This window comes from Azospirillum argentinense (assembly GCF_000632475.1).
Taxonomy (GTDB): domain Bacteria; phylum Pseudomonadota; class Alphaproteobacteria; order Azospirillales; family Azospirillaceae; genus Azospirillum; species Azospirillum baldaniorum.
Window position 1 is genome coordinate 1,227,792 of sequence record NZ_CP007793.1, and the last position, 13,133, is coordinate 1,240,924.

15 protein-coding genes are annotated in these 13,133 nt (G+C 67.9%); 14 read left to right on the forward strand and 1 reads right to left on the reverse strand.

The genetic code is table 11. The features are described from left to right. Positions 1-54 precede the first annotated feature (54 nt). From glyA to ABAZ39_RS05820, 10 genes are all read left to right on the forward strand, one after another. On the forward strand, positions 55-1,365 hold the full coding sequence (gene glyA / locus ABAZ39_RS05775) for a serine hydroxymethyltransferase (RefSeq protein ID WP_051657827.1): 1,311 nt from the start codon (positions 55-57) through the stop codon (positions 1,363-1,365). 32 nt (positions 1,366-1,397) lie between these two features. Then, entirely contained in the window at positions 1,398-1,862 is a 465-nt protein-coding gene (gene nrdR, locus ABAZ39_RS05780; RefSeq protein WP_014240731.1) for a transcriptional regulator NrdR, read from the forward strand. Between the two features lie 17 nt (positions 1,863-1,879). Continuing rightward, complete coding sequence (gene ribD, locus ABAZ39_RS05785) at positions 1,880-2,998, forward strand: bifunctional diaminohydroxyphosphoribosylaminopyrimidine deaminase/5-amino-6-(5-phosphoribosylamino)uracil reductase RibD (RefSeq protein WP_038527619.1); 1,119 nt, start codon at positions 1,880-1,882, stop codon at positions 2,996-2,998. Between the two features lie 113 nt (positions 2,999-3,111). After that, positions 3,112-3,699 (forward strand): riboflavin synthase, encoded by a 588-nt coding sequence (locus tag ABAZ39_RS05790; RefSeq protein WP_014240733.1) that lies wholly within the window; start codon positions 3,112-3,114, stop codon positions 3,697-3,699. After that, entirely contained in the window at positions 3,696-4,820 is a 1,125-nt protein-coding gene (gene ribB / locus ABAZ39_RS05795; RefSeq protein ID WP_038527620.1) for a 3,4-dihydroxy-2-butanone-4-phosphate synthase, read from the forward strand. The genes ABAZ39_RS05790 and ribB overlap by 4 nt, the downstream gene beginning before the upstream one ends. Before the next feature lie 21 nt (positions 4,821-4,841). Next, entirely contained in the window at positions 4,842-5,306 is a 465-nt protein-coding gene (locus ABAZ39_RS05800; protein WP_014240735.1) for a 6,7-dimethyl-8-ribityllumazine synthase, read from the forward strand. 33 nt (positions 5,307-5,339) lie between these two features. Continuing rightward, positions 5,340-5,912, forward strand: coding sequence for a transcription antitermination factor NusB (nusB, locus tag ABAZ39_RS05805; RefSeq protein ID WP_038527622.1), 573 nt, complete (start codon positions 5,340-5,342; stop codon positions 5,910-5,912). Then, positions 5,890-6,909, forward strand: coding sequence for a thiamine-phosphate kinase (gene thiL / locus ABAZ39_RS05810; protein ID WP_038527624.1), 1,020 nt, complete (start codon positions 5,890-5,892; stop codon positions 6,907-6,909). The genes nusB and thiL overlap by 23 nt, the downstream gene beginning before the upstream one ends. An 83-nt stretch (positions 6,910-6,992) precedes the next feature. After that, the gene (locus tag ABAZ39_RS05815; RefSeq protein WP_038527626.1) at positions 6,993-7,457 is read left to right on the forward strand and encodes a hypothetical protein; all 465 of its coding nucleotides are present in this window, start codon (positions 6,993-6,995) and stop codon (positions 7,455-7,457) included. 205 nt (positions 7,458-7,662) lie between these two features. After that, positions 7,663-9,765, forward strand: a complete 2,103-nt coding sequence (locus tag ABAZ39_RS05820) for a sodium-translocating pyrophosphatase (RefSeq protein ID WP_038527628.1) — start codon at positions 7,663-7,665, stop codon at positions 9,763-9,765. An 84-nt stretch (positions 9,766-9,849) separates the two neighbouring features. Here ABAZ39_RS05820 and ABAZ39_RS05825 read toward each other — a convergent pair whose 3' ends face one another. Then, positions 9,850-10,317, reverse strand: coding sequence for an outer membrane protein assembly factor BamE (locus tag ABAZ39_RS05825; protein WP_014240740.1), 468 nt, complete (start codon positions 10,315-10,317; stop codon positions 9,850-9,852). Positions 10,318-10,446: 129 nt separating this feature from the next. Between ABAZ39_RS05825 and ABAZ39_RS05830 the strand changes: the two genes are divergently transcribed. The 4 genes from ABAZ39_RS05830 (at position 10,447) to plsX (ending at position 13,131) form a co-directional block, all read left to right on the forward strand. Then, on the forward strand, positions 10,447-10,998 hold the full coding sequence (locus tag ABAZ39_RS05830) for a ubiquinol-cytochrome C chaperone family protein (protein ID WP_038527630.1): 552 nt from the start codon (positions 10,447-10,449) through the stop codon (positions 10,996-10,998). 131 nt (positions 10,999-11,129) lie between these two features. After that, the gene (locus ABAZ39_RS05835) at positions 11,130-11,738 is read left to right on the forward strand and encodes a YceD family protein (protein ID WP_038527632.1); all 609 of its coding nucleotides are present in this window, start codon (positions 11,130-11,132) and stop codon (positions 11,736-11,738) included. Positions 11,739-11,843: 105 nt separating this feature from the next. Beyond that, positions 11,844-12,029, forward strand: a complete 186-nt coding sequence (gene rpmF, locus ABAZ39_RS05840; protein WP_014240744.1) for a 50S ribosomal protein L32 — start codon at positions 11,844-11,846, stop codon at positions 12,027-12,029. Positions 12,030-12,078: 49 nt separating this feature from the next. Beyond that, positions 12,079-13,131 (forward strand): phosphate acyltransferase PlsX, encoded by a 1,053-nt coding sequence (plsX, locus tag ABAZ39_RS05845; RefSeq protein WP_014240745.1) that lies wholly within the window; start codon positions 12,079-12,081, stop codon positions 13,129-13,131. Positions 13,132-13,133 lie beyond the last annotated feature (2 nt).

Sequence of the window (13,133 nt, forward strand, 5' to 3'; positions counted from 1 at the left end):
GACGGCCCTTCACCCGGCCCGTGACTGCTTTCTGAACCAAGGACCTGCCCTGCCATGACCGTGACCAACGCCGACCCCCGCGCCGAGATCGGCCGCTTCTTCGCTGCCTCGCTCGCCGAGACCGATCCCGAACTGGCCCGCGCGGTGCGCGACGAGCTGGTCCGCCAGCAGGAGCAGATCGAGCTGATCGCGTCCGAGAACATCGTCTCCCAGGCGGTGCTGGAGGCCCAGGGCTCGGTCATGACCAACAAGTACGCCGAAGGCTATCCGGGCCGGCGCTACTACGGCGGTTGCGAGTATGTGGACGTGGCCGAGACGCTGGCGATCGAGCGCGCCTGCAAGCTGTTCGGCTGCGGCTTCGCCAACGTCCAGCCGAACTCGGGTTCGCAGGCCAACCAGGCGGTCAACCTCGCCCTGCTCCAGCCGGGCGACACCATCCTCGGCATGTCGCTGGCGGCCGGCGGCCACCTGACCCACGGCGCCGCCCCGAACCTGTCGGGCAAGTGGTTCAAGGCCGTGCAGTACGGCGTGCGCCGTGACGACCACCTGATCGACTTCGACGAGGTCGAGCGCCTGGCCCGCGAGCACAAGCCGAAGCTCATCATCGCCGGCGGCTCCGCCTACCCGCGCGTCCTCGACTACCAGCGCTTCCGCGCCGTCGCGGACGAGGTCGGCGCCTACTTCATGGTGGACATCGCCCACTACGCCGGCCTGATCGCCGGCGGCGTCTACCCGAGCCCGTTCCCCTACGCCGACGTGGTCACCACCACCACCCACAAGACGCTGCGCGGCCCGCGCGGCGGCATGGTGCTGACCAACAACGAGGAGATCGCCAAGAAGATCAACTCGGCGATCTTCCCCGGCCTGCAGGGCGGCCCGCTGATGCACGTCATCGCCGCCAAGGCGGTGGCCTTCGCCGAGGCGCTGCGTCCGGAGTTCAAGACCTACGCCAAGAGCGTCCTCGACAACGCCCGCGCCCTGTCGAAGGTGCTGATCGAGGGCGGGCTGGACATCGTGTCCGGCGGCACCGACAGCCACATCGTGCTGGTCGACCTGCGTCCGAAGAACCTGACCGGCAAGGCCGCCGAGGCGAGCCTTGAGCACGCCGGCATGACCTGCAACAAGAACGGCGTCCCGTTCGACCCGCAGAAGCCGATGATCACCTCCGGCGTCCGCCTGGGCAGCCCGGCGGCCACCACCCGCGGCTTCGGCGTGGCCGAGTTCGAGCAGGTCGGCCGTCTGATCGTCGAGACGCTGGACGGGCTGGCCGCCAGCAACTCCGGCGACAACGCGGCGGTCGAGGCGAAGGTGCGGGAAGAGGTGCGCGAGCTGTGCCGCCGCTTCCCCATCTACCCGACCCTGTAATCATCAAGACCGACTAAGGGGAAAGGCCGGACATGCGCTGCCCGTTCTGCGGACACGAGGACACCCAGGTCAAGGACTCGCGACCGACCGAGGACAACTCGGCGATCCGCAGACGGCGGTTCTGCCCCAGTTGCAGCGCGCGCTTCACCACCTTCGAGCGCGTTCAGCTCCGTGAGCTGACGGTGGTGAAGAGCACCGGCCAGCGGGAGCCTTTCGACCGCGAAAAGCTCCTGCGCTCCATGCGCATCGCCCTGCGCAAGCGCCCGATCGACGCCGACCGCATCGACCGGGTGGTGAACAGTCTGGTGCGCCAGCTCGAATCCTCCGGCGAGAGCGAGATCCCGTCGAAGCAGATCGGCGAGATGATCATGGTGGCGCTCCAGACGCTCGATCAGGTCGCCTACATCCGCTACGCCTCGGTCTACAAGGACTTCCGCGAGGCGTCGGACTTCAACGAGTTCGTCGAGCAGCTCGCCCCCGAAGCCCAGAACGGGTGAGGGGGCGGGCGGCGCCCATGGCGAAGCAAGCCATTCCCCCCGACGACCTCCGCCACATGCGGGCCGCGCTGGCCCTGGCGGCGCGCGGGCTCGGCAACACATGGCCGAACCCGGCGGTGGGCTGCGTCATCGTGCGCGACGGCGTGGTGGTCGGGCGCGGCTGGACCCAGCCGGGCGGGCGGCCGCACGCCGAGACGGAAGCGCTGGCCCGTGCCGGTGGGGCTGCGCAGGGCTCCACCGCCTATGTGACGCTGGAGCCCTGCAACCATTACGGGAAAACGCCGCCCTGCGCTCTGGCCTTGGTGGAGGCCAGGGTGGCGCGGGTGGTGGTGGCCTGCGGCGATCCCGACCCGCGGGTGGCGGGGGGCGGACTGGAGCGGCTGCGCGCCGCCGGGATCGCGGTGGACACCGGCGTCTGCGAGGACGCCGCCTGGACTCTCAACGAGGGTTTCTTCCGGCGCATCCAGGACGAACGCCCGCTCTACACGCTCAAGGCGGCGACGACGCTGGACGGGCGCATCGCCACCCACAGCGGCCAGTCGCAATGGATCACCGGGCCGACGGCGCGGGCCTGGGGGCACCGGCTGCGCGCCACCCACGACGCGATCATGGTCGGCATCCGCACCGCCCTGGCCGACGATCCGGAACTCACCTGCCGCCTGCCGGGGCTGGCCAATCGTTCGCCTGTACGGATCGTGGTGGACAGCCGGCTGCGCCTGCCGTTGACCGGGAAGCTGGCCGTGGGGGCGCGCTCCGTGCCGACCTGGGTGGTCACCCGCGAGGATGCGGACCCGAGCCGCCTGGCCGTCTTCCAGGATTGTGGACTCGAGGTGATCCGTGTGCCGGCCGACTCCGCCGGCCTGCCGGATCTGGCCGCGGCGAGCGTCGCCCTGGCCCGCCGGGGCCTGACCCGCGTGCTGGTGGAGGGTGGCGCCACGCTGGCGGCCTCGCTGCTGCGGGCCAATCTGGTGGATCGCTTGGAATGGTTCCGCGCCGCCTCCGTCATCGGGGGCGACGGGTTGCCGGCGGTCCATGCCTTCGGGGTGGACGGATTGGAGCGCATGGCGCGATTCCGCCGAACCGACCTGCGGCAGGCCGGGGACGACCTCGTGGAAAGCTACGTCCGGCGCGGTTGAGCGGCGCTGGTTTTCATGGTGTCCGGCACCGTGCGGCGCGCAACAGTCCGTTGCGTGCCACGCCGTGCGGATGAATCTTTCACACGATTGAAAACCTGCTAAATTGCCGGCCCATGTTCACCGGAATCATCACCGATGTTGGGCGCGTTCGGGCCGTGGAACGGCAGGGCGACACCCGGTTCACCGTCGAAACCGTCTTCGCTATGGAGACGGTTCCCATCGGCGCGTCCATCGCCAACAACGGCGTCTGTCTGACCGTGGTCGAGAAGGGGCCGGGCTGGTTCGCCGTCCAGGCCTCCGCCGAGACCCTGTCGAAGACGACGCTGGGCGGCTGGGCCGAAGGCACGCGCATCAATCTGGAGCGGGCGCTCAAGGTCGGCGACGAGCTGGGCGGGCACATCGTGTCCGGCCATGTCGACGGCGTCGCCACCGTCGTGGAGGTCCGCGCCGACGGCGAGTCGAAGCGCTTCACCTTCGAGGCCCCGGCCACCCTGGCGAAATACATCGCCTCCAAGGGGTCGGTGGCGCTGGACGGCGTGTCGCTGACGGTGAACGAGGTCGATGGTGCGCGCTTCGGCGTGAACATCATCCCGCACACCCAGGATGCGACCACCTTCGGCGCGCTGAAGGCCGGGGACCGGGTGAACCTGGAAATCGATATGCTCGCGCGGTATGTGGCGCGGCTGGCAGGGCAGGAATGACGTCCGAGTTTCACGAGTATCTGTCGCGCCCCGAGGAGATCATCGAGGAAGCGCGCCAGGGCAAGATGTTCATCCTCGTCGATGACGAGGACCGCGAGAACGAAGGCGATCTGGTCATCCCGGCCCAGTGCGCGACCCCCGAGGCCGTGAACTTCATGGCCAAGTACGGGCGCGGCCTGATCTGCCTCGCCATGGACCAGAACCACATCGAGCGGCTGCGCCTGCCGCTGATGGCGCAGCAGAACGGCACCCGCCACCAGACCGCCTTCACCGTCTCCATCGAGGCGCGGGAGGGTGTGACGACCGGCATCTCCGCCGCCGACCGCGCCCGCACCATCCAGGTCGCCATCGACCCGACGGCCGGGCCGGACGCCATCGTGACGCCGGGCCACGTCTTCCCGCTGCTCGCCCGCGACGGCGGCGTGCTGGTCCGCGCTGGCCACACGGAAGCCTCGGTGGACATCGCCCGCATGGCCGGCATGACCGCGGCGGGCGTGATCTGCGAGATCATGAACGACGACGGCACCATGGCCCGCCTGCCGGATCTGGTGAAGTTCGCGCAGTTCCACGGGCTGAAGGTGGGCACCATCGCCGACCTGATCGCCTACCGCCGCCGCACCGAGACGATCGTCGAGCAGAAGCTGGCGGCGGCTCTGGACAGCCGCTTCGGCGGGCGTTTCCAGATGTACGTCTACGTCAACAAGGTGGCTTACGCGGAGCACATCGCGCTGGTGCGCGGCGACATCTCCGGCGACGAGCCGGTGCTGGTGCGCATGCACGCCCTGTCGGTGCTGGACGACGTGCTGGGCGACAGGAGCGCCGCGCGCGACGGCGAGCTTCAGGCTTCCATGGAGATGATCGCGCGGGAAGGCCGCGGCGTCATCGTCCTGCTGCGCGAGCCGATGGCGAACAGCCTGACCGAATCGGTGATGGCGCGGCTGGAAGGCCACGAGAATCCGACTCCCGCCCTGCGGGATTATGGTGTCGGCGCGCAGATCCTGCTGGACCTGGGCGTGCGCGACATGGTTCTGCTGTCGAACCGCAAGAAGTCCATCATCGGGCTGGAGGGGTACGGCCTGACCGTGCTCGGCCACCGCCCGATTCCCCTGCAAGACCAGTAACCGCCAGCCGAGCGACCCGAGATGACCGAAAAGCCCCATCTGATGATCGTGGAAGCCCGCTTCTACGAGGACATCGCCGACGAGCTGGTGAAAGGCGCCATCGCCGAGATCGAGAAGGAGGGCGCCACCTACCAGCGCGTCTCGGTCCCGGGGTGCCTGGAAATCCCGGCGGCGATCCTGTACGCCCTGCGTTCCATGGACTTCTTCACGGCGCGCAAGCGCTTCGACGGCTATGTCGGGCTGGGCTGCGTGATCCGTGGCGAGACCACCCATTACGACATCGTCTGCAACGAGAGCGCCCGTGGTCTCCAGGACCTCGCGCTGCGCTACGCGCTGGCCATCGGCAACGGCGTGCTGACCGTGGAGAACCGCGAGCAGGCCTGGGCGCGGGCCTCCGTGACGGCCAAGAACAAGGGCGGTTTCGCGGCGCGCGCCTGCCTTGACATGATCGAACTCAAGCGCCAATTCCGCCTCTATCCGCGGTGACCCCGCGGTGCAATTCCTGACAGACTGAGCATCATGAGCAACGACGACGCGGCTGGCCGCGCGAAACAGAAGCGCGGCTCCCGGAACCGGACGGGTGGCGGATCGGCCAAGGCCCGGCGCAAGGCCGCGCGCCTTGCCGCCGTTCAGGCCCTGTACCAGATCGACCTGAACCAGATCGAACCGACCGGCATCGCCGTGGAATCCGTGATCGGCGAATTCGTCAATCACCGGCTGGGTGAGGAGATCGACGGGGCGAAGTTCGTCGCCGCCGACCCGCAGCTGTTCGCCGACATCGTCCGCGGTGCCGCGCACCGCCGGGCGGAGGTCGATGGCATGCTGGCCTCGGCGCTGGAGCCGCGCTACGCGCTGGACCGGCTGGAACTGCTGATGCGCGCCATCCTGCGGGCCGGAGCCTACGAGCTGTTCGTCCACAACGACACGCACCCGCGAATCCTCATCAGCGAGTATGTGGACGTGGCGCACGCCTTCTTCGCGGCGCGCGAGCCGGGCATGGTGAACGGTGTGCTCGACCACGTGGCCCGTGCGCTGCGGCCGGACGAACTGGCCCAGCCGGACCCCAGCCGTGACCAGTCCAAAGACCGCTAGGGCAGACACCGGCAAGCCGCTCGGCGAGTTCGGGCGGATCGACCGCTATTTCAGGCCGTTGGCGTCCGGTTTTCCGGGCGCCCGCGGGCTTGCCGACGACGCCGCCGTGTTCGGCGTTCCGCCGGACCAGGAGCTGGTCGTCACCACGGACGCCATGGTGGCGGGTGTCCACTTCTTTCCCGACGACGCGCCCGGCGACATCGCCGCGAAGCTGCTGCGCACCAACCTGTCGGACCTCGCCGCCATGGGGGCGGCCCCCTACGCCTACACGCTGGTCACCGCTCTGCCGAAGACGGTGGGGGAGGACTGGCTGGCCGGCTTCGCCGCCGGTCTTGGCGAGGATCAGGCCCGGTTCGGCATCGCGCTGGCGGGCGGCGACTCGGTCTCGACCTCCGGACCCATCACCCTGTCGGTGACCGCCTTCGGTCTGGTGCCGAAGGGCGGGGCGGTGCCGCGTTGGGGTGGACGCCCCGGCGATCGCGTCTACGTCACCGGCAGCATCGGCGACGCGGCGCTCGGCCTGCGGATCGCCTACGGAACGCTCGAGGTGGCCGACGACTCGGCGCGCGCCGCGCTGCTGGGGCGCCTGCGGCGGCCCGATCCGCGGACCACGCTTGGGCCGCGTCTGGTCGGGCTGGCGACCGGTTGCCTGGACGTGTCCGACGGTCTGGTCGCGGATCTCGGCCATCTGTGCGAGGAATCGGGCTGCGCCGCGGTTCTGGAGTCGAGGCGGGTGCCCCTGTCGAATGCAGCGAGGTCGGTGATCGGCGACGATCCGGTGCGCTTCGCCATGGCTCTGACCGGCGGCGACGATTACGAGCTGCTTTTCACCGCCGCGGAGGACGCCGCTCCGGCGCTCGCCGCCCTGTCGGCGGAGACCGGCGTGCCGGTGACCGCCATCGGCCATTTGCTGGACGGGCCGGCGGGTGAGGTGACGGTGACCGATGCGCGGGGGCGGGTTCTTGACCTGCCGACTCGTGGCTGGGACCATTTCTGAAAGCCCCCTCGTCGCCCGACTCCGCTTAACGCAATCGAAAGCAGGGCGGCGCTAGGCTCGATCCGTTCCGTATCCGGGAAGGGATGGGCGTGATCAAGGCCGTCATACTGCTGGTTTTGGGCCTGCTGCTGCTGGGCGGCGCGGGCTTCGGCGGCTGGATGATCTACAACAAGTATTTCGTCGAGCATGAGGAGTCGGCCCCCAAGAAGGAGGAGCCGCCGCCCAAGCCACCCACCGGCTTCGTCCGCATGGCCCCGCTGGTCGTCCCGGCCATCGGCACGCAGAAGGTGGAGCAGTTCGTGACCGTGGTCGTCACGCTGGAAGTCGTTCTCGACAAGGTTCCCTATGTCCAGGCCCGCCAGCCGCTCGTCTACGATCGCTGCCTGTCGACCCTCTACGCCGCTGTCGACGACCGGTCGGTGATGACCGGCAACTTGGTCAACATCATTGCCGTAAAAGAAAAGCTCGCCGCCGCCGCCGCGAAAGTGGTGGGAGAAGGGGTGGTGCAAAATGTTCTTGTTCAGGTGGTTACACAGCGCAATTTGTAACCGTTCTTAAAAAAGCCTATCCGAAAGTCAGGAGCGCCTCGGCCAAATCGCCGCGCCTATTCGGGCGTGGCGGCTGTTGCATTGTGCCATTCTCTTCGGCATCCTTTTCGGGAACAACTCGCCCGTCATCCACCTTCGTTTGTACGGGTCGTTTTCACGACAAGGCGGTAATCGGGCCCGAAACCATAAGAATTTGGGGGAACCGATGGCAGCAGCGTTCGTCATCATCATCGCCAGCGGCCTGTTGGCCCTGGCGTATGGGTACTACGCGGGCAAGCAAGTCATGGCGGCCTCCGCCGGTTCCGACCGCATGCAGGAAATCGCTGCGGCCGTGCAGGAGGGCGCCCGAGCCTATCTGAATCGCCAGTACACCACCATCGCCATCGCCGGTGTGGTTCTTCTCATCATCCTCGGCGCCTTCCTCGGCCTGCATGTGGCCATCGGCTTCCTGATCGGATCGGTCCTGTCGGGGGCCGCCGGCTATGTCGGCATGAATGTGTCGGTGCGGGCCAACGTGCGCACGGCCCAGGCGGCGACCCAGGGCTTGGCCCCGGCGCTCGACATCGCCTTCAAGGCGGGTGCGATCACCGGCATGCTGGTGGTCGGGCTGGGTCTGCTGGGGGTGGGTGTCTACTACGGCATCCTGACGATGATCTACCGCGTGACCGACCCGATCGAGGTCCGCGCTGTGCTGGAGGCTCTGGTCGCCCTCAGCTTCGGCGCCTCGCTGATCTCCATCTTCGCGCGGCTGGGCGGCGGCATCTTCACCAAGGGGGCCGACGTCGGAGCCGATCTGGTGGGCAAGGTCGAGGCTGGCATTCCGGAGGACGATCCCCGCAACCCTGCGGTGATCGCGGACAATGTGGGCGACAATGTCGGCGACTGCGCCGGCATGGCCGCCGACCTCTTCGAAACCTACGCCGTCACCATCGTCGCCACCATGCTGCTGGCGGCGATTTTCTTTTCGGGCGAGGTGATCCGCCTGCTGCTCGTCTACCCGCTGGTCATCGGCGCGGTCTGCATCGCCGCCTCCGTCGCCGGCACCTTCTTCGTGAAGCTGGGCAGCAACAACAACATCATGGCCGCCCTCTACAAGGGCTTGGCGGCGACCGCCGGCATCTCGCTGGTGCTGATCCTGATCGTGACTGCGATCATGTTCGGCTTCACCCGGCCGATTCCCCTGAACGGCGGCGGCTATGTGACCGGCGGCAACCTGTTCGTCTCCTCCCTGGTCGGTCTGGGCGTGACCGGCCTGCTGGTGTGGATCACCGAGTATTACACCTCCACCGCCTTCCGCCCGGTGCGCAGCGTCGCCCGCTCGTCGGAGACCGGGCACGGCACCAACGTGATCCAGGGCTTGGCGGTGTCGATGGAGGCGACGGCGCTTCCGGTCCTGGTCATCTGCGTCGGCATCATCATCGCCTACGGGCAGGCCGGCATCTTCGGCATCGGCATCGCCGCGACCACGATGCTGGCGCTGGCCGGCATGGTGGTGGCGCTCGACGCCTATGGTCCGGTGACCGACAACGCGGGCGGCATCGCGGAAATGGCCGACATGCCGAAGGACATCCGCGTCACGACCGACGCTCTGGACGCCGTCGGCAACACCACCAAGGCGGTGACCAAAGGTTACGCCATCGGCTCGGCCGGTCTCGCCGCTCTGGTGCTGTTTGCCGCCTATGTGCAGGATCTGAAGCATTATTTCCCGAACGTGGCGGTCGAGTTCCGGCTTGACGATCCCTATGTGGTCGTCGGGCTGCTGATCGGCGGCCTGCTGCCCTACCTGTTCGGGGCGATGGGCATGACCGCGGTCGGGCGTGCCGCCGGCTCGGTGGTGGTGGAGGTGCGCCGCCAGTTCCGCGAGATCAGCGGCATCATGGAGGGCACCGCCAAGCCGGACTATGGCCGCGCCGTCGACATGCTGACCCGCGCCGCGATCAAGGAAATGGTCATCCCGTCGCTGCTGCCGGTTCTGGCGCCGGTCGTGCTGTACATCGTCATCGCCGCCATCGCCGGCCAGGCCCAGGCTTTCGCCGCTTTGGGCGCCATGCTGCTGGGCACCATCGTGACGGGAATCTTCGTCGCCATTTCGATGACCTCGGGCGGCGGCGCCTGGGACAACGCCAAGAAGTTCATCGAGGAGGGGAATCACGGCGGCAAGGGCTCCGACGCGCACAAGGCGGCGGTGACCGGCGACACCGTCGGCGACCCGTACAAGGACACCGCCGGCCCGGCGGTCAACCCGATGATCAAGATCACCAACATCGTGGCGATCCTGCTGCTGGCGATCCTCGCCCAGATCGGCTGAGCCGGATCGACGAAAGTCGGGACGGCACCAAAAGAAAAGCCCCGCGGAAGCGGGGCTTTTCGCGTCTCTGCAGACCGGTTGGCATCAGCGGCCGGGGCCGCGGTTGCGCGAGTCCTTGGCGGAGAAACGCCCGACGTTGCCGAGCATCTGTTCGAGGAAGCTCAGCTCGCGGCCGGCGGTGGGGGTGCTGCGATCGACGATGTCGATCTGCTGCCCATCGGTGGCGTCGAGCTGCTTCATCTCCGTCACCACGCCGGCGTCGTCGAAATGGACGACGACGACGCGGCGCTCCATCACGCTCGGCTGGAAGAAGGCGACCTTCTCCGTCTTCTGGCCGATGTAGTACCAGACATTCTGGTCGAAGGTTCCCACGGAGGTCGGCGTGCCGAGGATGTCCGCCACATCCTCCCGCCGCGACTGGCCGGCCTTGATCTCGGCGATGCGGTCGGGATCCGCCATGTTGCCGCGGGTCGCCACGGTGGGCGAGCACGCGGAGACGGCGAGACCCAGAAAGGCGAAGGCGCACAGCGCCGAAGGAATCGATCTCGTCATGGTGCTCAGGCTATGATGACGCGGGCGGACCGCCGGACCCTTGCGGCAGGCCGGACTCCGCCCGCAATGCCGGGACAATCGCATCGCGCGGTTTGTCCTGTCAACGAAACTCCGAGCGAGAGAGAAACCGTGCTTGACCGCCTGTTCCGGCGTCGGCGTGAAGCCCGCGCCGTCGCCGATTTCTATCTCACCATCGCAGCGCAGGCCCGCCGGCCGGCCTTCTACCGTGACCTTGGCGTTCCCGACACGCTGGATGGTCGGTTCGACATGGTGGTGCTTCATGTTTTCTTGGTGATGCGTCGCCTGAAGGGACAGGGGGCTGCCGCCGCGGACCGCTCGCGCCTGCTCTTCGAGGCGATGATCGACCATTTCGAGAAGTCGTTGATGGAGCAGGGGGTGGGCGACAGCGGAGTCGGGCGGCGCATCAAGACCATGGCGCGCGGCATCGCCGGCCGGATCGAGGTCTATGACCGTGCGCTCGCCGACGAGGGGGAGCAGGCGTTGGAGGTCGCCCTCGACAACAACGTCTATGGCACCGTGTCGGAGGTGCCGCCGGAGCGGCTGGCCGTCATGGCGGCCTATGTCCGGCGCGAGGCCGCCGGGCTGGAGACGCAACCGCTGGAGTCGCTCATGGCCGGGGAGGTGCGCTTCGGTCCGCCGCCCGGCGCCGGGACCGACTGACCGCGTCCATCGAGTCTCTCCTTATTATAGGGGTGGCGATTGGGCTTGCCTTTCCCGGCGTCCGGATTCATCTGACAGTGAGACGAAGGCGCCCGCTTCAGAACGGGCGCTGTGACAAGGAACTGCTCGACATGCGCAACACGACCCAGCCCTCCGCCAGCCCAGCACCGGAATTCTCGCGCATTGTCCGCGCCGACGCCGTCCATCGCGACGGCGATCTGGTCGAAACCATCGAGGCGACGGAAGCCGAGCGCAAGGCGCTGGCCGAACGGTTCGAACTGGAAGGAATCGGACGCCTGACTGCCCGGGTTCGCCTGCGCTCCGTGCGCGGCGGCCAGATGGTGCGCGTTGAAGGCGAACTGCAGGCCGACGTGGTGCAGACCTGCGTCATCACGCTGGAGCCGGTGCCCGCCGAGGTCTCCGACCGCTTCGGCGCGCTGTTCGCGCCGGAGTCGATGGTCCCCGGGGAGGAGGATGAAATCGAGATCGACCCGAACATCGCCGAGGAGGACATCCCGGAGGCCATGACCAACGGGCGCATCGACATCGGTGAATTGACCGCCCAGCATTTGTCCCTGGCGCTCGACCCCTATCCTCATGCAGAAGGCGTGGCGTTTGACGGATACAGCGAAGGCGAAGAGGAGGAGGAGGCTGCGGCCCCCGCCGATGATGATGCCGGCGCCGATCCGGAGAAGCCGAACCCGTTTGCCGCGCTGGAACGTCTGAAACGACAGAATTGAGGGCGGAACGGGCTTGCCCTTCGGGGGCAATTGCCGTATTGAATGCCGCTCGCGTCAGGCGGCCCCTCTTCGGGCCGCCTTTTACAATGAAGAGAGTTTACGGCCATGGCTGTTCCGAAGAAGAAGACCTCCAAGTCGCGCCGCAACATGCGTCGCTCGCACCACGCTCTCCCGACCTCGTCCTACGCCGAGTGCTCGAACTGCGGCGAGCTGAAGCGCCCGCACCATGTCTGCGGCTCTTGCGGTCACTACGACCAGCGCGAAGTGGTTCAGAGCGCTCCGGCGGCCTGATGGCGGTTTGGTTGGCCGCCCTACGTCCTAGCCAGGGAGCCTGTCCGCGGTGAGCCAGCGCCTGACCATTGCCCTTGATGCCATGGGCGGTGACAAAGGACCCGACATGGTGATTGCCGGGGCGGATATTGCCCGCGAGCGTCACCCGCAGGTGCATTACCTGCTGTTCGGGGACACCGCCCGCATCGAGCCGCTGCTTGCGCAGCGGCCCGCCTTGAGAGCGGTGGCCGAGGTGCGCCACACCCCGGACGCCGTGGCCGGCGACGCCAAGCCGTCGGTCGCGTTGCGCGCCGGACGCCAGTCGAGCATGCGTCTCGCCATCGACTCGGTGGCGGGCGGGCAAGCCGCCTGCGTGGTCTCCGCCGGCAACACCGGCGCGCTCATGGCCATGGCCAAGTTCGTGTTGAAGACGATTCCCGGGATCGACCGCCCGGCCATCGCCTCCTTCTTCCCGACCCTGCGGGGGGAGAGCGTCATGCTCGACCTCGGCGCCAACACCGAATGCCAGCCCGAGAACCTCGTGCAGTTCGCCGTGATGGGCGCGGTCTTCGCGCGCACCGCGCTGAACCTGTCCGAGCCGACCATCGGCGTGCTGAACATCGGTTCGGAAGAGGTGAAGGGGAACGAGGTGGTGCGCGCCGCCGCGACCCGTCTGCGCGAAATGCCGCTGCCGGGGCGTTTCCACGGATTCGTCGAGGGCAACGACATCGCCACCGGTACGGTGGACGTGATCGTCACCGACGGCTTCACCGGCAACGTCGCCCTGAAGACCGCCGAAGGCACGGCGAAGCTCTTCACGGAGTTCCTGCGCCGGACGTTCCAGTCCTCTTGGACGGCGCGTCTCGGCTACCTGCTGGCCCGCGGGGCCTTCAAGCGGTTGAAGCAGCGCACCGACCCGCGCCGCTACAACGGCGCCATGTTCCTGGGCCTGCGCGGCGTCTGCGTGAAGAGCCACGGGGGCACCGACGCCATCGGGTTCGCCAACGCCATCGGTGTGGCCTACAATCTGGCGGCAAACGGTTTCAACGACCGAATCAAGGAAGAGATGCAGCGTCTCGCCGACGCCAAGCCTCTTCCCGACACGAAGGCGGCGGCGGTCTAACA